Origin of the sequence: Nostoc sp. NZL (assembly GCF_015714705.1) — a bacterium.
GTDB lineage: Bacteria > Cyanobacteriota > Cyanobacteriia > Cyanobacteriales > Nostocaceae > Nostoc > Nostoc foliaceum_A.
The window spans coordinates 18,549-42,884 of record NZ_WBKL01000051.1 but is presented as its reverse complement, the minus strand read 5'-3'; the positions used below and the strand labels follow the sequence as shown (position 1 = coordinate 42,884).

Genomic DNA, 24,336 nt, shown 5'->3' with positions numbered 1-24,336 from the left:
AAAGTAGTTGCATTAATGACAATAAATAACTCAATGGATGGCATTGCATTTGAATTATTTGTTGAGAAGTTTTTAGTGCCAAATTTATGGTCAGGAGCAGTGGTGGTGATGGATAATTTATCCGCACATAAACTAGATTCAATTGTGCCAATGATTGAAGCTGTAGGTGCGAAAGTTATCTGTTTATCCTCATATTCCCCCGATTTTAATCCAATTGAACTATGGTGGTCACAACTTAAATCTTTTTTGCGCAGTTTCGCTCCAACTACAACAGAAATGATTGATAAGCTAATCTCAGTTGCACTCGAATTAATAAATCCTCAACATTTAAGAAACTGGTTTGCTAGTTGCTGCTACTATACCTCATAACAGCCGTAGATGCTGTAACGGCGGCGGGGCGGCTACCCCTCCCACCCCTTGTTCGCCCAGCGTCTCGTAGAGAAGAAGTGGGCTTCCCGCCGCCTTGGTGAGAGAAAAGCCACAGTTAGAAGGACGTAAAGTTATCAATTTTGCTTATCTTCACAAGTTACTCAAATTCTTTGTCTAAGTTGAAAGTGAGGCAATTGCAAAAGAATTTTAGAAGCAATTATGGCAGTTTATTATCGGCAAAGAATCATTGCTCTTTGGACAGTATTTCTACTAGGAACACTGTTTCATACACAACTAAATTTAATACCGCTTTTTCACGGGTTACCTGTCGTCGAATCTCAACCAGCCACAACCATCAATGATATTTCTGGAATTATGTGGTTGATGTTAGGGTTTTTTGTACTACCAATGATAGCAATGATTGCCACCACTTTTACTGATTCAAAGCGTTATCGAATTATTCATTTTGGCTTAACTGTCTTTTACAGCATCATGAACTTACTGCATGTGATTTTAGATTTATTTGTTCAGCCACTTCTCTGGTATCAAATAGCTTTAATGGTCTTTTTATTCCTTGTGGGTTTATTATTAAATATTACTGCTTTTCAATGGATGCATCTGCAAAATAGGGCTAATCAATCACAAGAGCAGCTAGAAACAACACGTTTTTAGCTGTTAATTAAAATTCGGATAAAAATTGTTTTTGGTAATTTATCGAGTGTAGTCAATCAAATACATTCGATCCATTGCTCGTTTCAATACAAAAACTTATTCAAAATATTAATATACATGCTAAATATTTGAAAAAAATCAGTTCTCAACTTGAAGATTATTAAAGTTATTAAAGCCCTATTGCATCAGCTTCATTAAACATTTGGAGAGCATTATGTTGAAAGCATCTGACATTATGACTAAAGATGTTGCTACGATTCGCAGTTCAGCAACGGTGGCTGAAGCAGTCAGACTCTTAAGGGCAAGGGATTGGAAAGCGCTGGTTGTAGATCGTCACTATGAACAGGATGCCTACGGCATGATTACCGAAAAGGATATTGTCTATAAAGTAATTGCTTATGGCAAAGATCCCTGTAAAGTGCGTGTTTATGAAGTCATGACCAAGCCTTGTATTGCCGTCAATCCTGACCTGGGCTTAGAATACGTAGCACGATTATTTGCTGACCATAATTTGCAGAGAGCGCCTGTTATTCAGGGCAAACTACTGGGTATCATTTCTCTGGCTGACATTCTCGCTAATAGTAACTTTCTTGAGCAACCCCATACTATCCTGCTAGAACAACAGCTTCAGGACGAAATTAAAAAAGCTCGTGCCGTTTGCGATCAAAAAGGCATCCGCTCAGAAGAATGTGCTGCTGTTTGGGACGCGATCGAAGAATTACAAGCCGAGATAGCACATCAACGAGCAGAGAAAATCGTGAAAACAGCCCTTGAAGAATACTGCGATGAATATCCAGAAGCAAAGGAAATTTATGACACCTGGTGTAGTGGGTAAGCTCCTCAATTTCCTTAATCAATCCACAGCGATACAAACTTAAAATCCTTACCGCTAAACAAGCCTCGATCGCTCAATTTTAAATCGGGAATTACCAACAGTGCCATAAATGAAAGCGTCATAAATGGTGCTGAAAGTGTAGAACCAACGTGTTTTGCCCAAGCATCCAAGCGAGAATGTTGTTGTGCTACTTCGTAACCATTTTCTGCACTCATCAGTCCAGCTACAGGTTTAGCGGGCTTTATGGTTTAATCAAACATCAATATTTATCTGTTCTATCTGTCTAGCAGCTTTCTCCCAAAGCTTTGCTGAAGCCTCATCTTGCCAATGATTTCTCAGATTTTCAGCTTTTTTGTGACATATTCGCTCTAACATTTCTAAGATTGTAGATAATGTCAATTTATCAATTAATGCTTCTAAAATCTCCATATATTCTTTTTGCATGATAGTTCCCTCCTTAATTAATTCGTGTTATAAGAGCAATATTTTCTAAGAGTTTCTCCGAGCTTTTCAAAATACTTGTTAATCTTCCTCCTTAATCTCTCTGGCTCAGATAACACTCAAAGAGAAAATCCTCTATGTTATAAATCATCTGGAATCTGATACTTTACATAACTTTTCAGGCAAAAAACCTACCCGTAATATTAACTAATCCCAGAATGACAGGTAGGTTATAAACAACTATAAAAATGCATAGATGCAATCCTTAACTAACTGGAACAGGTTGACTACTAGACAAAACTAAAGGAAAATGATGAACATTAGGAGCGTGCATTGCACTTATACCAAGATTGGCACGGTTCAGTATATCAGCATTGGTTCTAATTACTTCACCCTGACTATCTAAGATGGAATGATTAAAGTTCAAGCCATTAATATTAAATGCCATCGAACATACACCCATTGCTGCAAACCAAATACCTACCGTTGGCAATGCTGCTAATAATAAATGAAAAGCACGATGATTTTTGCTAGCAAAGGTAGGAATCAATAAACGTCCCAAGAAGCCATAATGTCCTGCCAAGTAATTGTAGGTAACTTTCGGCTGACCCAGCTTATATCCGGCATTAATTGATTCATTTTCATTGGTATTCCGAACTAGCGTTGAAGTCACCAAAGAACCATGCAAAGAACTCAACAGTGCGCCGCCAAATATACCTGCTACACCCAACATATGGAACGGGTGCATAAGGATATTGTGATCCCCTTGGAAAGCCAACATAAAGTGGAAAGTCCCAGCAATTCCCAAAGGCAAACCATCAGCAAAACTACCTTGACCAATGGGATAAACTAGCAAAACCGAAGTAGCGGCGATGACTGGTGCAGAATAGGCAATTGCTATCCAGGGGCGCATTCCCAAACGATAGCTCAATTCCCAAAGTCGCCCTAAGAAGCACCAAATACCAATCAGAAAATGCAGCACAATCAACTGATATGGCCCACCATTGTAGAGCCATTCATCAATTGATGCAGCTTCCCAAATCGGATAAAAGTGCAAACCAATAGCAGCGGAGGTAGGCACAACTGCGGCTGTAATTAAGTTATTACCATCCATCAGTGAACCCATGATTGGCTCACGGATGCCATCCATATCTACGCTGGGAGCGGCAATAAAAGCCAAAATAAAACAGGTGGTGGCAACCAGCAAGCTGGGGATCATCAACACACCAAACCAGCCGATGTAAATTCGATTTTCTGTGCTAGTAATCCAGCTACAAAAACTATCCCATAAATCAAAAAAATCAAATTCTCTTTGAGGTTGAATAATGGTACTCATGGTTTGTACCTCCTAAGCAATTCCAAACTCCAAATTTCTCAACTACTTTTAACAGATGTCTATCTATTTTGCTTGACCAGTTGAGCATCTTTATCTTGAAGTTAGAAAAAGAATTTGAGGAACTTGTGAAGAAATACGGTGCTTATTAAAACTTAAATTTTGTCAGGATTCAGATTGGAGAAGGGCAAATGCATCTGAAAGTACTAAACAGCTTGGGAAATTCCTGAACTCAGTTGAGGAGAATGGCACGGGCGAACCCTTAATTATGTACCGATGGCTACCAATGCTCCTTTAATCAAATCCAAGAGTTGAACCACATTCGCAGCTTATAACCATCAGGGGAAAGGGGTAAACCTAAATAAACGGGCATCCAGAAAATAAAAGCAAGCAGAATAATAAAAGTAATGGTGATACCTAGCGCCCGGAGTTGTTGATAATAACTGCGAAGACATTGATCTACAAACCAAGCGATCGCTAAAAATATAAATACCACTGCACACATATAGTGGTAGATAAAAACGCACCTTGTTACCTTCACCCAAGGTAATAAGTTAGCAGCATAATTTATAACTAAATATAAGGCAATCCAAGTATCAACACTAAGAGTTGCAGGCATAGAAAAACGCTTTTCTTTCACCCAAGGAATTACGGCTTGTGATACCAGCATTCCTACTAAAAACCACATGGCCGCGACACCAAACCACCACAAAAATGGATTGCCCATTGCATGGACATCATAAATAACTTGTCCAACACCCGCAGGTAAAGGCGGGCCCATCACAGGTAACGGTTCGGTGATGCTTTCAGCCGTTTGATAATAATATGCCATTGGTCGAGTCATCAACGGCCATTTATACCAGGCAGCACAGTAAGGATGCACGTTAGGACTATTGCCACCTAACTGTAAGTGAAACTTCAAAATTTGCTGATGTACTGCAATAAATCCGTATGTTTTATCTAGCTGAAGGTGAGGAATCCAGATGATGCTGTAAATCAAAGCTGGGATAATTCCTAGATAAAACAGCATGTGAAAAATATTTAGCTGAGTTAAGTTTTGTAGTGGTGTCTGAGATGAGGAAGATAAGGGGGATAAGGAAGAATAAGTACTAACTCCTGACTCCTGACTCCTACCTTCTGCCTCCTGCCTCATGCCTTCTGCCTCCTCCTGCCTCATGCCTTCTGCCTCCTCCTGACTCCTGCCTTCTGCCTCCTTTAATAAAGGGGATGTAAAAAAGAGTTTGGAGTTAGAAAAAGAATGGATTGAATGAATTACCCAAGCTGCTATCCAAATGAGATAAGCACCTGACAGGAACCATAAACCATTCCACTTAGTACCAACTGACGCACCAAAACTAATGCCAGCAAAAACTAACCAAAAAGAACGTCGCCGATTTTGGTTATCTAATGCCAATAATAAAAACCAGTGCCCTAACAAACCAAAGATGACGATATAAATATTACTTAAAGCATAGCGAGACTCAACTAAAAATATGCCATCACAAGCTGTGAACAAACCTGCTAGGATTGCAAAGCTACGACGATAACTTAATTGATAAGCGATCGCAGCCACAACTAAAGGGATAAATGAGCCAGTAAGGGCATTGAACCACCGATAAGTCCAAGGCGATCGCAATGAACCTGTCAATCCATTTACCGTATCGTGCCAAAAAGGAATATGACTGCCAATCCAAATGCCGATGCCGACCATATACTGACTCAGCGGCGGATGAGCATTAAAAAATGGCGTATGCGTGAGATAATTATTACCGAATTTTGCAAAGTAAACTTCATCAAATACCAGAGTGTTGAATCGCTCCAGTCCCCAAAACCGTAAGGCAAGTGAGAGAACAAATACACTCACCATCCCAATTCGGAACCACTTTTTATTCATTAGTCAAGAGTTATTAGTCATTAGGCATTGGGCATTAGTCAAGAGTTATTCTCCCCTATTCTCTGCCGCTCTGATCCCTTGTTTTCCCTACACTTTTCAGGTGAATCTAGTTGAAACAGGAGTAGTTCAATACCGTAATACTTGTTTGTTCGCCCTATTGGTTTCATACCCAGTCTTTGAGTTACACGGATTGAAGCATGATTTTCTGGCTTCACTACGGCATAAATCAGTGGCAAGTTCAAAACACTAAAGCCGTAGTTGAGCATAACTTGTCCTGCTTCTGTTGCATACCCTTTACCCCAAGAAGCTCGCCTCAAGTGCCAGCCTACCTCATAATCTTGAGTGGGTAAACCATCTTTGTCGGGCAATTGTTTGAGAAGGATAGTTCCCACAATTGTTGTAGTTTCCTTTTCGACAATTGCCCAAGATCCAGTACCATTGTTGCGTCGGTGGGATCGCTCAATGTTTTCAATCAAGCGCTGACGCTGTGACTCAACACTTATAACCAGAGAAGCTTTACCAAGAAAGTGCGTAACTTTGGGGTCACTGTAAATTACGAAGGCTTGCTCGGCATCGCGTTCGGGTATCCAACTGCGAATAATCAAGCGTTCTGTTTCCAACAGATTTGTCATCTTGCTTTTGGCTAAACTAAATCGCCATTCTGCAAAATACTAAGATACTTATGGTTGAGGAGTCAAAAGTTTTGTAGACAATAACACAAAGAAAATATGGCGATCGCTATGCTATGGGCAGTTATCCAGAAGTTCAACTACCGTTGGTTATGCGATGCCTGCGGCGGTAAACTACGCAAATTCTGAATCTTTCCGCAGTTCCTCAGACCGGAAACCTAACACAATCCGATCTTTTAATATACCTGCCCTCACCAATTCTGTTGCTACCCCCTCTTCAGCACCATCAAGTTGAATCCAAATTTTCCCATCAATAATATCAATTACGAATTACGAATTACAAATTACGAATTACGAATTAGTACCCTCGACTTTTGCAACTTCTAGCATCGTCTTTAAAACCGAATCTGGATTGAGACTAATCGAGTCAATTCCTTGTTCAACCAAAAACTGAGCAAATTCTGGGTAATCACTGGGTGCTTGTCCACAAATGCCGATTTTGCGATCGCATTTTTTCGCCGCTTCTATCGCCATTTTTACCATTCGCTTTACACCTTGACTGCGTTCATCAAATAACTGTGCCACTAATGCCGAATCCCTGTCTAACCCCAGTGTCAACTGAGTTAGGTCATTAGAACCAATGGAGAAGCCATCAAATACCTCAGCAAACTCCTCAGCCATAATCACATTATTAGGCAACTCGCACATTACATAAACCTGCAAGTCGTTAACACCTTGCTTTAAACCATTTTTTGCCATCTCTGCTAAAACTAAACGTCCCTCATCGGGAGTACGGCAAAAGGGAATCATCGGGATAACATTCGTTAAACCCATTTCTTCCCGTACCCGCTTGATAGCATGACATTCTAGGGCAAAAGCTTCTCTGTAGCCTTCATCATAGTAACGTGCCGCCCCCCGCCAACCCAGCATTGGGTTTTCTTCATGGGGTTCAAACTGTCGCCCACCTAACAAGTTGGCATATTCATTACTTTTAAAATCTGATGTTCGGACAATCACTGGTTTGGGATAAAATGCTGCTGCAATTCTACCTATGCCTTGGGCTAATTTATCTACAAAATACTGGGGTTTATCGTCGTAAAGTGCGGTAATGTCAGCAATTTTAGCTTTGACAAATTCATCTTTTAATAAGTCATAGTGAATCAGCGCCATTGGATGAATTTGAATTTGGTTAGCGATGATAAATTCTGTCCGCGCTAAACCTACTCCATCATTGGGAATTGCAGATAAACTCAATGCTTCTTGAGGATTGCCCACATTCATTAAAATTTGAGTGCGGGTGCGGGGTAAATTATCTAAAGGAACTTCTTTCACTTCAAAAGGTAATAAGCCTGCATAAACTTTTCCTTCTTCGCCTTCAGCGCAAGAAATCGTCACTTCTTGACCAGGTTTCAGGATTTCTGTAGCATTGCCGCATCCGACGATCGCAGGTACACCCAATTCTCGCGCAATAATTGCTGCATGGCATGTTCTTCCACCAGAATTGGTAACAATTGCACTGGCGCGTTTCATAATCGGTTCCCAATCTGGGTCAGTTCTCTCTGTTACCAAAACTTCCCCGGCTTGGAACTGTTCGAGTTTTTGAACATCTAAAATTAGGCGGGCTTTCCCTTGACTAATCGCTTCCCCAATCGCACGTCCCGTAATAAGTGGGAGTGGGGAGTGGGAAGATTTTTCCTTATTCCCCAATAGCAATCGATAACTCCGCAACACATTTCCCGTCTTCTGCGACTGGACGGTTTCGGGACGCGCTTGCACAATAAAAAGTTGGTTAGTAATTCCATCTTTTGCCCACTCAATATCCATTGGAGTGAAAATACCGTGGACTTGTGAATAATGGTCTTCAATTAAACATGCCCAATTTGCTAGTTGTAAAATCTCTTCATCATTCAGGGCAAATTTGTTTCTTTCACTGGACGAAACAGAAACATTTTTCGTAAATTTTGAGCCGTCATCATAAATCATTTTCAGTTCTTTACTACCCAATTTTTTATCGATAATTGGGCGAAAGCCTGCTTTTAAAGTTGGTTTAAAAACATAATATTCATCGGGATTTACAGACCCCTGAACAACATTTTCTCCTAAACCGTAGGCGGCTGTAATCAGTGCAGCATCCTTAAATCCGGTTTCTGTGTCAATAGAGAACATCACCCCAGAGGTTGCTAAATCAGAACGCACCATTTTTTGCACGCCCACAGCCAGAGCAATGCTAAAGTGATCAAATCCCTTGGCGTGACGATAAGAAATAGCGCGATCGGTAAATATGGAAGCAAAGCATTTATGACAAGCTGCTAAAACTCCTTCAGCGCCGACAACGTTGAGGTAAGTTTCTTGCTGTCCAGCAAAACTAGCATCGGGAAGGTCTTCGGCGGTGGCGCTGGAACGGACTGCAACATCTGTCTCTGCGTTGTATCGTTCACACAAGCTCTGGTAAGCTTTAGCGATCGCCTCTCGCAATTCTAAAGGAAATGGGGTGTGGATTAATAGCGATCGCGCTTTTTTTCCCCGTTCTCGTAAATTTTTGACATCCTCAACATCCAAGTCAGCAAAGAGTTTGCGTAGCTTTGCTTCTAAGCCGGCTGATTGAATGAAATAACGATAAGCATAAGCAGTGGTGGCAAATCCAGTGGGAACGTTAATCCCTTTGGGCGTTAGCTGTTGAATCATTTCCCCCAGTGAGGCATTTTTACCACCAACTACGGGGATATCAGCAATGCCAACTTCATCAAACCACAAGATGAGCGATCGCTCTTGAGAAGATTGAGATAATGTGCTTTTAGATACTGTAGTCATAAATATTACCTTTTAACTTTATACTCAGTTTGACAGTGGGTAACCGCTAGTATATTTTTCCCATATTCAATTTTAGATATTACAGTTAGTGGCGTGATTTTAGATTGTGCAATTAAATACAAAACCATAGTCCATAAATAACAATTATTCGGGATAATGGCTGTATCGTAATACCGGATGCAATGCACAATGGCACAACTAGAACGACTTCTGAAAATGGCAGAAGATGAGCTAACTGAGTACAGCACTGATGCCCGCAAAATTGAAAAACTACGGCGCAAAATAGGTTTATCAGTATCGGCAGCCGAACAGCGGCAAGTAAAAGAGGCATTACTTGCCACTAAGCAATCTTCTAATATGATTGCTCAAATTGTGGAAGAACAAAGACAAACAGCTGCCTTACCATTTTGGGGAATTGCTGGATTGGGTTTGTTATTCGGAATTTCTTTAAACCAACCCATAGGTTTGTTAGCAGCTATAGTTGGAACTGTATTAGCTTTTAGAATTCAGAAATGGGGTTGGCAATTGCAGGCAAGTCGTCTATTGTTACAAACATTGGAAGATATTGAAGCGCGTATTGCCCAACCGAATAAGTAACAAAACAGATCCACTTTATAGAGAAAACATCTCTATGTACTTGTATTTTAATATACAAAGTAATCGACTAGTCACTTGATTGACACCTCATAAGTACTTAACAATTCCTTTGGGATCACCATAGCAAAAAAAATTAGATATTGGATTTGATTCAAGTATTTATTCACATGGATTGCGTGCAATGAATGATACATGACCCTTTGACAATAGGTATTTACCATAACTACTGGTTGTTTCAACTCCAAAACCAAGGCGCTGGAGTATAACCGCAAGTAGGGGCACGGCAGTGCCCCTACACCTCGTGATGTAATGTTGTACCACATCTGAATGGGAACCGCTATATCCTTATTGCCTCCTCACAGCAATTGTGTAACTAGGTATATGTGAAGCATCTGTTTGAGTTTTCACAAGTCGCCAGTCATTATCTATATATAAATGTTCAAACACTTGAGAAGTTGCTAAGGATGTTTTTTGAAATCCATTAGCATGATTTATGTCTATATTTTCTAATTTGAGAGCTTTAGGCGAAACTCCTTTTGACGCATTCAGTTTGACTTTAGTGTTAACTACATGAGTAAACCACTTGTAGACTGACTCTAAAGTTAGAGGAATTTCTCTATTTGTAAAAGCCTGAAATCTATCAATATTTTGAAGATACCATTTACCATTTTGAACTCCATATTTTTGGATCACCATGAAATCATAAGCTGGTAAATTTGATTGAAAATTCTGAGATTGAGATAAAGACGGTTCTTTTCCCATTATATAGCGAGCTACACTGGCACAGTAACCATCATGCTGGAAGATTTGGAAGGACTGCTCTTGTATTCTTTTGGGTAAACTTTCATGAAACGATATGGTAGACCAGATTGGTGTCCAAACACCCACTAAAAGCCGTAATTGCTCTGTAACGCTAAAAACAGGATTGTGTTGGCTCAACTTGATAAAATAGGGAAGCAATTCAGTTTTATAAAAATTTATTTCGTCATTTAAAGGTTCTGCATTTCGACCTTCAACTCGTGCCAAAATTTCATTTTTAAATTTTACTTTTTTGGGAGCACTTAATTGATTTCTCAGCAATAGGTCGAACATTACTATTTACCTTTTTCTCATTTTTTTAGATTAGATGACTTAGTAAGTATTAAAAACTGGTGAGTTTAGCACTCACAAAGGTATCATCTATTCTTTTATCCTGTAAAAGTTAGAGCCTTTTTGCCCTCTTTTTAACAGTTATTAGATGTCTATCGGCTTGATATTACTTATTTTTATTCCCAAAATGGTGTGATCCAGATCACCATAAACTAAAATATATTGAAGAAGCATTTACAAATCAGAGGATTGCATACATAGATAGATGTGTTGACCGCAGGTTACGAGAAGCGCTATTAATTCACAAAAAATAAAGTGCAAAGGATGAAAATTTTGCTCCTTTGCACTTTATTGTTTATCTGAAATTTCTACGATTCTCTTCCCGATGCCCAAGTATCACGCCATTTGACAGTACCTTCTTTGGCAATTACCCAGCGGCGATTTACCAAGTTTTCGCGCAGAGGCGATCGCCCTTCCCGCCACATGGCATATTTATAAGCAATCAGCTTACCAGTACTCTCGTCAAAAGGAATCTCAGCAGACCAGGTATTCGAGTTGATGTACTCTAAAGGATATGCTTTGCTGATATCCCAGTTACCCAACTCTGGGCAATCTCCTGTTACCACAATGGTTTCGCCGGGTTGGGTATCTACGCCATTGAGTTGCACGCGCACAATTGTCTGCGCTTTGATCCGTTCGCCAACGTGGCTGAAAACGAGCACTCCCCGTTCTTCTAATACTAGGTCATAAATCTTGCCGTCTTTAACTTCATACTTGTTGCGAGTCACTACGCAAGTATGTTCTCCATCGGGCAATTCTGTTTCTACTTCTGGGAGAGTAACTTCTCCTCCCCGGTTTAAAGCTACAAAACACACAGAGTCACGATAGCGGCGTACATAACAGTAAATATCTGGTGTTAAGTATTTTTGCCAGTGGCTACCCATTGACACAGCTGGATTTAGTCGCCGTAAGCCAGACAGTAGCCGGATGCAACGATAAATCTCACTTTCACTATCCCAATTTTCCATCATTGGGCGGTTATACGGGTCGTTACCGCCATCGGTATCGTCATGCAGATATTGTTCTGTACCGTAATAGATGCAGGGAATGCCGCGACAGGTCATAATTAAGGCGATCGCAACCTTCAACATCGCTGGATCGGGGTTCAGCGATTGAAAGCGGGACATATCATGATTATCAATGAAGGTAACTAGTTCTGTTGCCCCGTTGTAGCGATAATCCTGGTCAAAAATGTATTGAATTGTCTGGAATCCCATTTCTGAACCTTGCGCCAGTGCGGCTCGAATTGCCACGCACAACCCAAAGTCTAGAAGTGTCATGCCTGAGTGGTTAACAAATTCCACCGAGCGATCGTCACTAGGATTACTGTAGATCCATTCACCAAAAATAAATACATCTGGTTTGTGATTGGTCATCTCGCCAGTGAATTCTTGCCAAAACCAGATAGGCATGTGCTTGACAGTATCTACCCGTAGTGCGTCCACACCCCGGTCTAGCCATTGTTTAATTGCTGATTTGATATACTGACGATATTCAGTATTGTTTTCATTAAAGGTTGCTAGACCAGCTAACTCACAGTTCTGTACTTGCCAGTCGTCTTCCCAGTTTTGCACTTCGCCATAGTGGTGATACCAATGATTGACATCATCATTAAAATCAGCAATTTTGACTCCATCATCATACAATTCGCCTTTGCTACCGCTGGTGTCAGGGCTGCTATGGTTGCAGACAATATCCAGCACCAGCTTCATATTCCGCTTGTGCAGTTCTGTAATTAACCGATCAAAAGTCGTATTTTTTTCTTCTTGGGTAGCGTTTAATGAAGGGTTCTCTCCATCAGCAATATAGCGAGGATTAATCCGCTTAAAGTCTTTTGTCCAATAGCCATGTAACGCAGCATTACCAACAAATAACTCTTCAACCTGCTCAAACAGTGGAGTTAGCCAAATAGCTGTCACTCCCATGTTTTTGAGATAGTCCAGTTTATCGATGACACCTTGCAAGTCGCCACCCCAGTACTTACCCCAATCTTGTCTAGTTGGATCGTACAGTTCTGAGTTTGCACCTTCACTATTATCTGGATCGCCATCATAAAAGCGATCAACAACAAGAAAATAAATGGTTTCCTGACGAAATTCAATATCTCTGGTGTAAAGAAACTCTAAGTCAATCTCCGTATCTGATGGTGGTGTTTCTATTAGAGCTTCTACTTTTTCTTGTGCAGAATCAACTTTGTATTGATCTGGTGAAAACTGGGATGGAGGGGTTTTTACCATAAAAAAAACTCAAAATTTTATGTAATTCACACTTGTAGAACCAACAGTACAACGTTTCGAGTATTGTGTGTCACTACAGATAACGTCGGTATTGTGACATCCTGCCCACGGTGTAGGTATCTATCGCTAGCTAGTTTATAATTATGCCGATAGATATAATTCATTTGCTAGAGGATAAAAATCAAGAAATATAGTAGTGATTAACGGTAAGTAGCTAGGTGTAAATAAATTAAAGTATGGAGTAAGGACTTTAGTGCTGATAATTTTTGTTTTAAGCGATTAATCGCTGACTACGAACTAGGATTTTATTTTATGTTTAATTATGTCTACTTGTATTAATTGCCTCATCACAAAAATTTACATTACATAGTAAATTTGATCTACGGCAAATACTGAGTTCATCTCGTGTTTAAACGTATATTCGACAACATATTTTATAAAACCTTAACTCCTGCTGTGTGAAACTAGAATTTGCATTGCAAAGTCAATAGCTAGTTAATAACCCAATGGGATGGAAACTCGATCAAATTTGTTGGGTTAATTACTACCATCTGAAAGACTCGAATAGAGGTCATTTGAATTACTATAAAAACCTGGACAACATTGAAATGAAATATCAGGCATCCTGGGAAGACCAAGGACACGAAATTTACTGGTTAGATTCAAGTTTTTACGAAAATATCGCCATCGCTTCGGAGTATGTATCAAATCATGATATGTAAAGTCAGCAGTTTGTAAAGTCGGATTACAGCAAGACTGAATTAGCGCTGGAGATTAGCTGTCAAAAAGGTTTGGTTACACCTGAGAAATACTGAGTAAACCACGTATTAGCCAACTTTTTCTCTAGAAGATTCGCTCCATTGGTAAACTGACCATTGTCACTTTCAATCTGTTATTACTATAAAGCAATTAATTGAGGTAGCATTTATGACCAAGTATGACAAGGTTTTTAACTCACCAAAGACATCAGAGGAATCGTTAAGTCCAGAGGAAGCGGTGGCGGCGATCGCAACTGTCACTGCGATCGCTGATTCATCCATTGAAGATGTTGATGCAGAAAGTTTAGCGGGTATCCTTTGGGAATTCGAGGTTTTTGAGGAATACTCAGAAGATGAAATCGCCGAAATAGTTGATAGACTCATAGGCATTGTAGAAGAAGAGGGAATTGGGCCCCTATTTAATGTCGCCAAAGTATCTCTCTCAGATGAATTAGTGCTGGATGGTTTTGCCGCTGGGGTGATAGTGCTTTTAGACGATGAACTCGCCATCCCCAAATCGAAACAAGCCTACCTCAAAAAGCTACAAGCAGCCTTAGAACTGGAGGATGAAGAGGCAGAGGAAATCATCAAGGAGGTTATTGCAGCCTTTAAAGAAGCAGAAGAAGAATATACAGACGACGAAGATGAGACAGTAGTCATAGAAGATTTTAGTCAACAGACCTATGAATCCCCTTTAGGTAATTTTACCGTGCCGATTCCGGTTGATCCGCAGCAGGGCGGTAGAATTCAAAGCCAGGAAGGAGTAGTTGGCTTTTCCGATGACATCGGTACTTTGCTGAGAATCGATTATTATCCTTTCCCTCTAGAACAGTTAGAGGAACTTGAGTCTGTTGGACAAGAAGAATATTTACAAACAATCTTAGTAGACAAGTATGTACCCCAAGCGATTTTTGTCAATGTACCAGATGCTTCTGTGGAGTATACCGAATATCTGGAAGATACTTTGCGAGGCGCTTACTACGTGTTAATTGATATGCCCAAAGGTTCAACGATTTCTAAGCAAGAAAATAATGGAACTGCTATCAGATTAGACGCTTACCGGGGGCTGCTCACCTTTATCAGTGGTGAATTTTTGTATATAGTTAGTAGTCAGCACAGCTTTATCAACGGCGAAACTCCCGATTCCCTTGAAGAAGAAGCCGAAGACATCAAGGAGAATATTTTAGAGTTTGTTGAGACTATAGAGTTTACTTAGTACAGTCAAAAGAGGCAGGGGAGCGGGGAGCAGGGAGCAGGGGAGGTAGTAACGGATCTTGTACTCCGACCAATCGAGAACGCTCGCTTTTGGGCGGGGCTTGATACCCATGTTCCGCTCCGCTTCACGGCAACTCTTGGAGACGCTGCGCGAACGGGACAGGAATTGCTCTCCCTGCCCCTCCGCCTCTTCGCATAACTCATGAACTTATCTGATGTACATTTGGAAAGGGCGATGTCTGACGACAAGCCCAGAGGCTGAATGTCTCCGGTGTCTACGCTTGTAATTTTTCATGACAATAACCCTGCTAAACAATCGCTATCAAGTTATCCAGGTAATCGGTGCTGGTGGGTTTGGCGAAACCTTTCTGGCAGAAGATGTCCATATGCCTTCTCGCCGCCGCTGTGTAATCAAGCAGCTAAAACCGATAACCAATAATGACCCGCAAAATTACCAACTTATCCAACAAAGGTTTGAACGGGAAGCCGCAACCTTGGAGTATTTGGGTGAAAGTAGTAACCAAATTCCTAAACTCTACGCCTACTTTTCTGAGAATGGGCAATTTTACCTCGTCCAAGAATGGATTCACGGCCAAACCCTGACCAAAATTGTCGAATCTAAAGGATTTGAGAGTGAAACTGCTGTTCGGCAAATTCTCTTGAGTCTGCTTTCAGTTTTAGATTATGTCCATAGCAAAGGCATTATTCACCGGGATATCAAGCCTGAAAACATTATTCTCCGTTCTGTTGATGGCAAACCAGTTTTGATTGATTTTGGCGCAGTCAAAGAAACAATCCGTTCAGTGGTTAATCCTCCAGGATACCCCACGCGATCGCTCGTCATTGGTACACCGGGGTATATGCCTAGTGAACAAGCCGTTGGCCGCCCAGTTTACGGCACTGATATCTACAGCTTAGGTTTAACGGCGATTTATCTGCTGACTGGCAAACACCCGCAAGAACTACTAACTGATCTCAAAACTGGTGAAATACTTTGGCAGCAGCACGCCCCTAATGTCTCTTCCCAATTTGCGGCGATACTCAATCAAGCAATTAAGCCTCATGCTGGCGATCGCTACAGCACTGCCAGTAAAATGCTACATGCCTTGCAATCTTCTAACAATATACCTCCTGAGTTAGGTGCAAATAATTCCACAGTCAGTTTTTCTGCCACTGCTGCATCAACTCGACAAACCCAGCCATTATATTCTCCGCAAAAGAATTCTGCGATTGCATCTCCTGGAAACTGGCAAAAACCTGCTGTGATTGTTGGTAGTTTGCTGATAGGCGGCTTGCTTGGTGCAGTTGCAATTTCTGGCATCACTCGTCAAGAACAACCAGAAACAAACATTGCCACAAGTCCCACGCCATCGCCAGAATTTTCTCCGACTCCTACATCTACCAAACCGCCCATTTCTTCCCAGACTTCTCCAGTTCCAGTTATATCGACCTCACGACGACGACAGCCAGTAATTCCCGATCCTCTGCCAACCTCTAATCCCCCAGTTGTATCCATACCACAGCCAGAAAAAGAGCCTGTAATTTCAGATACTCCACCACCAGTAGCAGTATCCATACCACAGCCAGAACCAGAAAATATTGCATCTCCTGCATCTCCTACACCAGAAGCGCCTTCAGCACCACAAAACAACGATCAGCCTCCTAGTAGCCAAAACGTTCCCGCTTTTCCTACAGGTACACCAAGAAGCGCTGTAGAAGCTACCCTCGGCAAACCAAATCGAGATTTAAGAGGTGCATGGGGCAATACCCGTGCTGTCGTTTACAAACTAGTGCCAAACAAAATTGACCTTGGCTACTTATTTGATCGTAATTCTAAAGTGCTGCGTCAAACTGAAGTATCTTTTGCCCAATCGGTAGACCCACAGGTAATGGAAACTACCTTGAATGGATTGTTAGATGGACAAGCCACTGAAGATATTAAGCAGGGACTCAAACAGGTACAACAGCGCCAATCTGATAATTTTAGTTTTAAGAATGGCTCAGTTAAGGGTCAGATTATCCGCCAAGAATGTAATTTTATTTACATTAGTATTTGGGATGCAAACTTACATGATTTTGTGAGTCCATCTACAGGTAAAAGGTGTTAATTTCCTGTTCAACATTGGTCTCGAAAGTGAAATTTTTTGTATCCTATAAGACAAATGGAGGGTTCAATATAGTCATTAAAAAACTGACTTTATTGGGCTACAATCAAGACAATTTCGGTCTTAACAAGCACAAAAAGCCAGTTTTTAGAATTAGTGGATTTATTTTCTAGGTTTTGCAACTAAACGAATGAAAATATATCCTTCCCATGCCCTGCCCCATGCCGAATACCCATTTTTTAAACTAAGTTTTAAATTCTTAATCTTCATAAAGTTATAAATACCATTATTAAGTTTTTAATAATACTTGTCTCAGCTTCTACATTCATATCGTAAAGTGCGATCGTAATTGTGTAATCTGAAGACAGCGAAGCTAATTATTCAATTGAGGTCTGATGACTCCTACAATCATGCGTCAGCTTTGGTCAGTGGTTGAAACTGCCCAAGCCAAGCTCCTCTTACAACTGGATGATGCTAGCTTGGTGCAGTGGTTAGTAAAACAAACCGAAACGCAAGTGTTGTTAGATTCTAACGAAACTGATTTTCTCTGCCACTACATTCAATCTCGGCTAGCCCTTATACGTGATATGGCTCATGAACGTCAGTGTTTATGAGCAATATCACGATGAATTGATTGATAGTCAAGTGTTATTACTATTGACTATTTGCTTTTTGGGGGAAATAACCTTCCACTAAGCAGTCAGAGCCTACTACACGCCAACGAACCCGTTCTAGAGACAACGCCTCAGTCATGGTAGTAAAACCTAAATCGCCCACCGGTGTGGGAGCAATGCTACCACCAATGATTTTCGGGGCAATAAATGCTAAAACTTTTTGCACTGCTCCTTGAGCGATCGCACTAGCAGCTAAGGTACCACCACATTCCCACAAGACGCTACAAAAACCCCGCTCATACAAGTACGCCATTGCCTTATCTGGTGTAAGTAATGTTAATTCCACCACTTCCACCCCCTGCTTGAGCAACAGTTCTTGGAAGTCGGGATTAGCACCCTTCTCTGTTAACACCAAAGTGGGAGCATCCGCAGTTTGCCAGAGATGGGCACTTTCCGGTAAGTTGAGATGGCGGCTCATCACCACCCGCAGGGGATTATGTGCCTCCACCTGACGGGTGGTTAAGTAAGGATTATCTTGTCGAACTGTATTACCGCCGACAATTATTGCATCGCAAGCCGCCCGCAACTGATGTACTTCATTGCGGGCTTCTTGGCTTGTCACCCAGGCGCTGTGACCGGAGGTGGTAGCAATTTTGCCGTCTAAAGTCATGGCATACTTTAAAATTCCCAAAGGTCGCTTGTAGAGAATGCGATGCACAAAAGCTTCATTTAGCTGATGACAAGCTGCTTCTTCTACTCCGACCAACACCTCGATCCCCGCCGCACGTAAACGGGCAATACCACCTCCAGCTACCAGTGGATTGGGGTCAACCATACCCACTACCACTTTTGCCACTCCTGCTTGGATCAATCCTTCTGAACATGGGGGAGTCCGTCCGTAGTGATTGCAAGGTTCTAGGCTGACATAAATTGTTGCACCACGGGCGCGATTCTCCTGGGGAGAGGCTGCGCCAACGCCTGCTGCCCTCAAGGCAAACACTTCTGCATGAGGCTCACCTGCACGAGGATGAAACCCTTCGCCGACAATCTCGCCATCCTTGACAATCACTGCTCCCACTAGCGGATTTGGCGAAGTACGTCCTAAAGCGCGGCGAGCAAGTTCCAAACACCGCAGCATCATGCGAGAGTCAAAGTCACTTCCTATTTTTTCCTTCGGTGGTGAATTCAATCCAACTGCTGACTCCACTAGATGTATACTTTCCTGAGTGTAATTTGCTAAGGATGCATCTGCTTGAGCGACCACTGGGGAATTATCCATAATTTTAGGCAACACTTGTAAATATTCTGCACGCGATCGCGCAGCCTTTCCACAGGAGAATCGCGCTTTGCTCCTGATAATTAAACAGAGTCAAATCCAGGCGCTATTATTGGCTATCTCAGCTTATGTGATATTATTTCACTCAACTGTAGCGTTAACTATCCCACTTATAGCCAGGAGATATCAACATTCCTGCCTGTGCCGCTTGCTCCACTACCCACCCATTTACAGCTTTGCTACAAGTTTCTGTAAGCGATCGCTTCCATTGCGGAAGACGGTACAATCATCCGCTTTGAAAGCTAACGTTTTTTCACAGACAGAATTAAGCGAACTGAGTGATCGCTAAATAAGTAAGTGTGAAGCCAAGTAAGTAAGACTAGGAAACGACTGCGATCGCCAGGAAGATATACTAAATGAACTCCTAGCCACATCAGCCAAGCAACGTTATTTTGCCAGACCTCTCTCTGCCTTGAACTAAAGTTCAAGTCTGTCCCTCTCCGACTCGGAGAGGGACAGGTTTTGCGTAGTAAAACCAGGGAGAGGTCTTTTGGGTGGACATGATATGACCAATCGCCCCACCCATTTAAAGCGTCGCTACAAGTTCTTGCAAGCGATCGCGTCCATCACGGAAAACAGGCCAACCATCCCCTACCAGCACTGCTTCTACCCGACTTAATTGAGCCAACCTCTGCACAGAAGCAACAGCCTCTTCTCGATTCAGCAGCTTGTCATCTGGTAAAATCGTTAAGCTACCTGCTTTGCGTGCCCTGACTAAATCTCCTGTAATTAAAGTTGTCTCCTCCAGTAACAGAGCTAATTCACCGGGAGTTTTAGAACCGTGGAGTTCAATCACCTCTAGTCCTGGCACAAATTCTTCACCGTCAGACAGCCAGCGATCGCAATGTATAGGAAAATTGTCTTTTTCTGCCAGAGGGCCGGCTATCTTAGCATAGGTTTGATCGGCAATTTCTTTACTTGCCCTGACATGCTCAGAATTTGTCAGCACAATCCAAACCACACCACCGAGGGATTTCAGATGATTCCAATCATGGTTTGATAGGGCTACTGGGTCAATCAAGATGTTGCCATCTGGGCGAATCCAGGCAATCCCATTGAAATCAATATTTCTTGCCGGATTGAAATTAGACCAGCTATACAGATCGGGACGGTGCAAAGATTTCATGATGATTCTGGATCAGTACCTTCAATAATTGACTATTAATCTCAATAATTCAGTATATAGATAATAAGGTTCTATTCCCTCTGGATCTGGAATTTGAGTATACTACGATAAGTCTATCGATATTATGGATTGTATTGGGTTTACAGAAATTTCCGCATAACCGCAATACGGAGGTATAGGGGTGAGTGAGATTGTGCGCCAAAAAATATCAGCGAAGGCAGACCAGTTTACAGAGTCGGTGATTCGAGAAATGACGCGGGTTGCACTGCAATACAGTGCGGTGAATTTGGCGCAGGGGTTCCCTGATTTTCCCTGTCCCTTGGAGTTGAAACAGGCTGCTTATGAGGCAATAGAGGCAGATGTTAATCAGTATGCCATTACTTGGGGCGATGTCTGGCGGGCGACAAGCCGCTTCTCTACGAGAGGCTTCGCCAACGCGTCTACGCCTATTTCGTCATGTGATCGCCAAAAAAGTCCGCTGGTATCTCGGCTTAGATATAGACCCCGAAACCCAAATCACCGTTACCTCTGGTTCCACAGAAGCAATGGCATCTGTGATGCTAGCAACAGTCGATGATCAGGTTTTGTTTTAGCAAAAGACCTGAGACATTACAAACAGCGAGCGATCGCTTACTCAAACTGCAATCAACTCTACAACCAACATTTTAAGATTCATTTATTTTCTTATCTTCCCAAAGAGTAGAACGTGAAGAGAATAAAAAAATTGTTTTAAAAATCATTTAGGACTTCTATATGGCTACTTATGAAAACATTTTGCAAGCAATTGGTAGAACTCCATTAGTCAGACTAAACAAAATTACCGAAGGTATTCACTCAAGTATTTATGCCAAAGTAGAATATCTCAATCCTGGCGGGAGTACCAAAGATAGAATTGCCCTCACGATGATTGAAGCCGCAGAAAAAACAGGTCAACTGCAACCCGGCGGCACAATTATTGAAGCCACCGCAGGTAATACTGGTGTGGGACTAGCATTAATTGCAGCAGTAAAAAAATATCGCTGTATTTTTGTCATGCCTGATAAAATGAGCCAGGATAAAATCAACCTACTTAAAGCTTATGGTGCGGAAGTAGTTGTTACTCCCACATCTGTACCGCCTGACTCGCCAGAAAGTTATAACGGTGTAGCGGAAAGACTTGCCAAAGAAATACCAGGAGCCTATAGACCAAATCAATTTGAAAACCCAAATAATCCGTTAGCTCATTATTTAACTACAGGCCCAGAAATCTGGTCAGATAGTAATGGTAAAGTTGATGTTTTTGTTGCAGGTATGGGCACAGGTGGTACAATTTCAGGAGTTGCCAAATATCTGAAAGAGCAAAATCCAAATATAATAATTGTTGGTGCAGATCCAGAGGGTTCAATTCTTTCTGGTGACACCCCCAAATCTTACAAAGTTGAAGGGATTGGTGAAGACTTTATTCCCAAGACATTTAATCGTCAATTAGTCGATGAAATGGTTCGGGTTAGCGATAAAGAATCTTTTAATATAGCTCGTCGTTTAGCACGAGAAGAAGGTTTATTAGTAGGAGGTTCTTGTGGTACAGCAGTATCCGCAGCGCTCAAGTATGCAGCCAGATTAACAGAGCCGAAGTATATTGTAACCCTATTACCAGATACGGGAAGAAACTACATTAATAAAATCTACTCCGATGCCTGGATGCAGGAAAATGGTTTTTGGGAAGGTACAACAGTAAAAAGTATCAAAGTTGGTGAAATTCTTGCTCAAAAAAAAGATTTTCCTTCTCTAGTTGCTGTCAGTCCCCGTGATACCTTGAGTAAAGCCACAAACTACCTACAAAAGCTGAATATTTCACAGCTTCCTGTGATTGATAATAATCATGTAGTAGGAAGCGTCAATGAAGCCTCTTTAATGAAATTTCTCCATGATGGCATCAACTTTTCTAATCAGGAAGTTTCGGTAGTTATGGGGAAACCACTGCCGATTCTCGATGAAGAAGTAGATATTTCTGAAGCTTATCGAGTGCTGTTATCAGGAAGCACTGGGATTATTATTAAGCGGCATGATGTTCCTATTGGCTTAATTACCAGAGCCGATTTAATCAGATATTGGATTAGCCAAAACCAAGAATAATCAAGGAAAAATTATGGAATTTGAGACTAGAGCAATTCATGAAGGTCAGCAATCAGACCCACAAACGGGTGCTGTTATTGTCCCCATTTATTTGACTTCTACTTATGAACAAGAAGCCATAGGTAAACACAAAGGATATGAATATTCTCGCACGGGAAATCCCACCCGCACAGCTTTAGAAGAGGCTTTAGCTTCTATTGAAAATGGGAAATTTGGTTTGGCATTTGCCTCTGGTTTAGCTGCAACTACAACAGTATTAAGTCTACTCAAAAATGGTGATCATATTGTTGCTGGTGATGATTTATATGGTGGAACTTATCGGTTGCTAGAAAAAGTTGTAAAAAATTGGGGTGTTACAACTAGCTATGTAGATATTGATAACATCGCTGATTTTGAAACTGCCATTCAACCAAATACTAAGCTGATTTGGATTGAAACCCCTACTAACCCTCTGTTAAAAATTATTGATATTGCCGCATTAGCAAATATTGCCCGTAGAAATAATATCATCTTAGTAGTTGATAATACTTTTGCTAGTCCTTATTTTCAAACGCCGTTAGATTTAGGTGCTGACATTGTGGTTCACAGCACTACCAAATATCTAGGGGGACACAGCGATATTATTGGTGGCGCAGTTATCACATCTAACGAGCAACTATACACCGAACTGAAGTTTTATCAAAATGCGATCGGGGCGATTCCTAGTCCTTTTGATAGCTGGTTGGTGCTGCGAGGAATTAAAACTCTGGCTGTGAGAATGCGAGAACATGAAAAAAACGCTTTATTTTTAGCTGAATTTTTAGAAAAGCATCCCAAAATCGAGCGCATTTATTATCCAGGGTTATCCAGTCATGAACAGCATCAATTAGCAAAAGAGCAAATGTCTGGCTTTGGGGGGATGATTAGTTTGGAATTAAAAGGCGGTTTTGCTGAGGTTGAAAGATTCGCTTCCCGACTCAAGTTATTTTTGCTGGCTGAAAGTTTGGGTGGTGTGGAATCGCTGCTTTGCTATCCTACCAAAATGACCCACGGTTCTCTACCAGAAGCGGAACGACTTCAGCGGGGAATAAAGGATAATTTAGTCCGTCTTTCGGTAGGAATTGAACATCAACAAGATTTGCAAGCTGATTTAGAAAATGCTCTAGCTTGAAAATTGGTATTGGTTATTGGGTATGGAGAAAACCGATTTTTATTCCGCGTTGTAAGCTTGATTTCTCTTAATTAAGTATAGGGTTTTTTATCCCTACCTTCAGACATAGCTTTGTAGATGGAGTCTAAATCTTATTAGGAATTACGAATTTTAAGTGTGCCTATCTTCCATTAACATAAGTTAATAAACCCTGGATTAATATAAATTTACAAATGCTTTGTTTAGGCGTTTGTTAAAAAAAATGACATTATTTTTGATCCAGATTTAACTATAACTTTTGATCCCCAATGGAAAGTTGACTTATTTAAGAAAACCCCAGTTTGAAATGGGTGTTTCTAATCCTTAATGCATAGCAATACTCAAAAAAACAACACTAAACTAGTGTAGATTCAGTTTGATTTTCCGGTAATTATATCGGGATAGTAGGCTTATAAAACCTGAATTAAAAACCCCATTGACTCTTTAAAAAAGTAAGACTAATGTTATGAGTAGTCCTTCCAAGGACACTATCTATGCATCAAAAAATCAAGAGGTATTTCCTATGATGATGATGATGATGACTGAAACCATGACTACCGAAATGCAAGCTTGTATGGATGCTTGTATGGACTGTCACAAAATGTGCATGGAAACCATGACTTACTGCATGAGCAAAGGTGGTAAGCAGATGGACAAAAGCATGATGAGCATGATGAGCATGATGCGCGATTGCTCTGAAATGTGCATGATGTGCATGAATATGATGATGAGCGGTTCTGAGTTCATGGAACGCACTTGTATGCTGTGTGCGGAAATGTGCGATCGCACTGCTATGGCCTGTGAGATGATGAGGGATGACGCGAAAATGATGGAATGTGCTGCTGCTTGTCGCAAGTGTGCAGAGTCTTGCAGAAGTATGCAAATGATGGCCGCATAATTCCCCGAACTAGCAGAAGTTTCTCTGCAACCTA

25 protein-coding genes are annotated in these 24,336 nt (G+C 41.3%); 11 read left to right on the top strand and 14 right to left on the bottom strand.

What is annotated here, in order from left to right:
- On the top strand, positions 1–369 hold a 369-nt coding region (locus F8R90_RS07335), incomplete at its 5' end, for a transposase (protein ID WP_196510203.1).
- Here F8R90_RS07335 and F8R90_RS07330 read toward each other — a convergent pair.
- On the bottom strand, positions 364–507 hold the full coding sequence (locus F8R90_RS07330; protein WP_196510202.1) for a hypothetical protein: 144 nt from the start codon (positions 505–507) through the stop codon (positions 364–366). The two genes, F8R90_RS07335 and F8R90_RS07330, sit on opposite strands and share 6 nt — an antisense overlap.
- 81 nt (positions 508–588) lie before the next feature.
- Between F8R90_RS07330 and F8R90_RS07325 the strand changes: the two genes are divergently transcribed.
- The gene (locus F8R90_RS07325) at positions 589–1,041 is read left to right on the top strand and encodes a hypothetical protein (protein ID WP_196510201.1); all 453 of its coding nucleotides are present in this window, start codon (positions 589–591) and stop codon (positions 1,039–1,041) included.
- Between the two features lie 214 nt (positions 1,042–1,255).
- Positions 1,256–1,876: a CP12 domain-containing protein gene (locus F8R90_RS07320; RefSeq protein WP_196510200.1), complete on the top strand. Its 621-nt coding sequence runs from the start codon at positions 1,256–1,258 to the stop codon at positions 1,874–1,876.
- A 14-nt stretch (positions 1,877–1,890) separates the two neighbouring features.
- Here the strand turns inward: F8R90_RS07320 and F8R90_RS07315 are convergent, their stop codons facing one another.
- The 7 genes from F8R90_RS07315 to ppsA form a co-directional block, all read right to left on the bottom strand.
- Positions 1,891–2,094, bottom strand: coding sequence for an adenine deaminase C-terminal domain-containing protein (locus F8R90_RS07315; protein WP_269141735.1), 204 nt, complete (start codon positions 2,092–2,094; stop codon positions 1,891–1,893).
- Between the two features lie 34 nt (positions 2,095–2,128).
- Positions 2,129–2,320, bottom strand: a complete 192-nt coding sequence (locus F8R90_RS07310; protein WP_190893694.1) for a hypothetical protein — start codon at positions 2,318–2,320, stop codon at positions 2,129–2,131.
- 262 nt (positions 2,321–2,582) lie between these two features.
- Positions 2,583–3,653: a Photosystem Q(B) protein 1 gene (locus F8R90_RS07305; protein ID WP_196510199.1), complete on the bottom strand. Its 1,071-nt coding sequence runs from the start codon at positions 3,651–3,653 to the stop codon at positions 2,583–2,585.
- A gap of 295 nt (positions 3,654–3,948) precedes the next feature.
- Positions 3,949–5,544, bottom strand: a complete 1,596-nt coding sequence (locus F8R90_RS07300; RefSeq protein WP_196510198.1) for a phospholipid carrier-dependent glycosyltransferase — start codon at positions 5,542–5,544, stop codon at positions 3,949–3,951.
- A 38-nt stretch (positions 5,545–5,582) separates the two neighbouring features.
- Positions 5,583–6,176: a GNAT family N-acetyltransferase gene (locus tag F8R90_RS07295; protein ID WP_196510197.1), complete on the bottom strand. Its 594-nt coding sequence runs from the start codon at positions 6,174–6,176 to the stop codon at positions 5,583–5,585.
- A 171-nt stretch (positions 6,177–6,347) separates the two neighbouring features.
- On the bottom strand, positions 6,348–6,470 hold the full coding sequence (locus F8R90_RS07290; protein ID WP_442946741.1) for an element excision factor XisI family protein: 123 nt from the start codon (positions 6,468–6,470) through the stop codon (positions 6,348–6,350).
- A gap of 54 nt (positions 6,471–6,524) precedes the next feature.
- Entirely contained in the window at positions 6,525–8,984 is a 2,460-nt protein-coding gene (gene ppsA / locus F8R90_RS07285; RefSeq protein ID WP_196510196.1) for a phosphoenolpyruvate synthase, read from the bottom strand.
- A gap of 189 nt (positions 8,985–9,173) precedes the next feature.
- Between ppsA and F8R90_RS07280 the strand changes: the two genes are divergently transcribed.
- On the top strand, positions 9,174–9,581 hold the full coding sequence (locus tag F8R90_RS07280) for a hypothetical protein (protein ID WP_190893685.1): 408 nt from the start codon (positions 9,174–9,176) through the stop codon (positions 9,579–9,581).
- Positions 9,582–9,926: 345 nt separating this feature from the next.
- Here the strand turns inward: F8R90_RS07280 and F8R90_RS07275 are convergent, their stop codons facing one another.
- Together F8R90_RS07275 and F8R90_RS07270 are read right to left on the bottom strand one after the other, a co-directional pair.
- The gene (locus F8R90_RS07275; RefSeq protein WP_196510195.1) at positions 9,927–10,673 is read right to left on the bottom strand and encodes a hypothetical protein; all 747 of its coding nucleotides are present in this window, start codon (positions 10,671–10,673) and stop codon (positions 9,927–9,929) included.
- A 365-nt stretch (positions 10,674–11,038) separates the two neighbouring features.
- Positions 11,039–12,967, bottom strand: a complete 1,929-nt coding sequence (locus tag F8R90_RS07270) for an alpha-amylase family glycosyl hydrolase (RefSeq protein WP_196510194.1) — start codon at positions 12,965–12,967, stop codon at positions 11,039–11,041.
- A 927-nt stretch (positions 12,968–13,894) separates the two neighbouring features.
- Here F8R90_RS07270 and F8R90_RS07265 point away from each other — a divergent pair.
- From F8R90_RS07265 to F8R90_RS07255, 3 genes are all read left to right on the top strand, one after another.
- Entirely contained in the window at positions 13,895–14,941 is a 1,047-nt protein-coding gene (locus F8R90_RS07265; protein WP_196510193.1) for a hypothetical protein, read from the top strand.
- Between the two features lie 292 nt (positions 14,942–15,233).
- A complete protein-coding gene (locus tag F8R90_RS07260) occupies positions 15,234–17,048 on the top strand; it encodes a serine/threonine-protein kinase (protein WP_196510192.1) in 1,815 nt (604 codons plus the stop codon).
- A 392-nt stretch (positions 17,049–17,440) separates the two neighbouring features.
- On the top strand, positions 17,441–17,659 hold the full coding sequence (locus tag F8R90_RS07255) for a hypothetical protein (protein WP_190893672.1): 219 nt from the start codon (positions 17,441–17,443) through the stop codon (positions 17,657–17,659).
- Positions 17,660–17,699: 40 nt separating this feature from the next.
- Here the strand turns inward: F8R90_RS07255 and ribD are convergent, their stop codons facing one another.
- From ribD to F8R90_RS07240, 4 genes are all read right to left on the bottom strand, one after another.
- The gene (gene ribD / locus F8R90_RS07250; RefSeq protein WP_196510191.1) at positions 17,700–18,938 is read right to left on the bottom strand and encodes a bifunctional diaminohydroxyphosphoribosylaminopyrimidine deaminase/5-amino-6-(5-phosphoribosylamino)uracil reductase RibD; all 1,239 of its coding nucleotides are present in this window, start codon (positions 18,936–18,938) and stop codon (positions 17,700–17,702) included.
- A gap of 154 nt (positions 18,939–19,092) precedes the next feature.
- Positions 19,093–19,221 (bottom strand): hypothetical protein, encoded by a 129-nt coding sequence (locus F8R90_RS33340; RefSeq protein ID WP_269141733.1) that lies wholly within the window; start codon positions 19,219–19,221, stop codon positions 19,093–19,095.
- Between the two features lie 16 nt (positions 19,222–19,237).
- On the bottom strand, positions 19,238–19,423 hold the full coding sequence (locus F8R90_RS07245; RefSeq protein WP_230966177.1) for a hypothetical protein: 186 nt from the start codon (positions 19,421–19,423) through the stop codon (positions 19,238–19,240).
- A 98-nt stretch (positions 19,424–19,521) separates the two neighbouring features.
- A complete protein-coding gene (locus tag F8R90_RS07240; RefSeq protein WP_196510190.1) occupies positions 19,522–20,121 on the bottom strand; it encodes an MBL fold metallo-hydrolase in 600 nt (199 codons plus the stop codon).
- A 371-nt stretch (positions 20,122–20,492) separates the two neighbouring features.
- On the opposite strand from F8R90_RS07240, the gene F8R90_RS32740 reads away from it, so the two are divergent.
- From F8R90_RS32740 to F8R90_RS07220, 4 genes are all read left to right on the top strand, one after another.
- Positions 20,493–20,714 (top strand): hypothetical protein, encoded by a 222-nt coding sequence (locus tag F8R90_RS32740; protein WP_230966176.1) that lies wholly within the window; start codon positions 20,493–20,495, stop codon positions 20,712–20,714.
- A gap of 160 nt (positions 20,715–20,874) precedes the next feature.
- Positions 20,875–22,236 (top strand): cystathionine beta-synthase, encoded by a 1,362-nt coding sequence (locus tag F8R90_RS07230; protein ID WP_196510189.1) that lies wholly within the window; start codon positions 20,875–20,877, stop codon positions 22,234–22,236.
- 13 nt (positions 22,237–22,249) lie between these two features.
- Positions 22,250–23,386, top strand: coding sequence for a cystathionine gamma-synthase (locus F8R90_RS07225; RefSeq protein ID WP_190899825.1), 1,137 nt, complete (start codon positions 22,250–22,252; stop codon positions 23,384–23,386).
- A gap of 544 nt (positions 23,387–23,930) precedes the next feature.
- On the top strand, positions 23,931–24,302 hold the full coding sequence (locus F8R90_RS07220; protein ID WP_196510206.1) for a four-helix bundle copper-binding protein: 372 nt from the start codon (positions 23,931–23,933) through the stop codon (positions 24,300–24,302).
- The last annotated feature ends 34 nt before the right edge of the window (positions 24,303–24,336 follow it).

Coding starts and splice junctions, on each gene's coding strand:
- F8R90_RS07255 (WP_190893672.1), top strand. CDS start 17,441: ATGACTCCTACAATCATGCGTCAGCTTTGGTCAGTGGTTGAAACTGCC.
- ribD (WP_196510191.1), bottom strand. CDS start 18,938: ATGGATAATTCCCCAGTGGTCGCTCAAGCAGATGCATCCTTAGCAAAT.
- F8R90_RS07310 (WP_190893694.1), bottom strand. CDS start 2,320: ATGCAAAAAGAATATATGGAGATTTTAGAAGCATTAATTGATAAATTG.
- F8R90_RS07275 (WP_196510195.1), bottom strand. CDS start 10,673: ATGTTCGACCTATTGCTGAGAAATCAATTAAGTGCTCCCAAAAAAGTA.
- F8R90_RS07265 (WP_196510193.1), top strand. CDS start 13,895: ATGACCAAGTATGACAAGGTTTTTAACTCACCAAAGACATCAGAGGAA.
- F8R90_RS32740 (WP_230966176.1), top strand. CDS start 20,493: ATGCCATTACTTGGGGCGATGTCTGGCGGGCGACAAGCCGCTTCTCTA.
- F8R90_RS07300 (WP_196510198.1), bottom strand. CDS start 5,544: ATGAATAAAAAGTGGTTCCGAATTGGGATGGTGAGTGTATTTGTTCTC.
- F8R90_RS07270 (WP_196510194.1), bottom strand. CDS start 12,967: ATGGTAAAAACCCCTCCATCCCAGTTTTCACCAGATCAATACAAAGTT.
- F8R90_RS07305 (WP_196510199.1), bottom strand. CDS start 3,653: ATGAGTACCATTATTCAACCTCAAAGAGAATTTGATTTTTTTGATTTA.
- F8R90_RS07260 (WP_196510192.1), top strand. CDS start 15,234: ATGACAATAACCCTGCTAAACAATCGCTATCAAGTTATCCAGGTAATC.
- F8R90_RS07230 (WP_196510189.1), top strand. CDS start 20,875: ATGGCTACTTATGAAAACATTTTGCAAGCAATTGGTAGAACTCCATTA.
- F8R90_RS07225 (WP_190899825.1), top strand. CDS start 22,250: ATGGAATTTGAGACTAGAGCAATTCATGAAGGTCAGCAATCAGACCCA.
- F8R90_RS07320 (WP_196510200.1), top strand. CDS start 1,256: ATGTTGAAAGCATCTGACATTATGACTAAAGATGTTGCTACGATTCGC.
- ppsA (WP_196510196.1), bottom strand. CDS start 8,984: ATGACTACAGTATCTAAAAGCACATTATCTCAATCTTCTCAAGAGCGA.
- F8R90_RS07295 (WP_196510197.1), bottom strand. CDS start 6,176: ATGACAAATCTGTTGGAAACAGAACGCTTGATTATTCGCAGTTGGATA.
- F8R90_RS07220 (WP_196510206.1), top strand. CDS start 23,931: ATGATGATGATGATGACTGAAACCATGACTACCGAAATGCAAGCTTGT.
- F8R90_RS07280 (WP_190893685.1), top strand. CDS start 9,174: ATGGCACAACTAGAACGACTTCTGAAAATGGCAGAAGATGAGCTAACT.
- F8R90_RS07325 (WP_196510201.1), top strand. CDS start 589: ATGGCAGTTTATTATCGGCAAAGAATCATTGCTCTTTGGACAGTATTT.
- F8R90_RS07240 (WP_196510190.1), bottom strand. CDS start 20,121: ATGAAATCTTTGCACCGTCCCGATCTGTATAGCTGGTCTAATTTCAAT.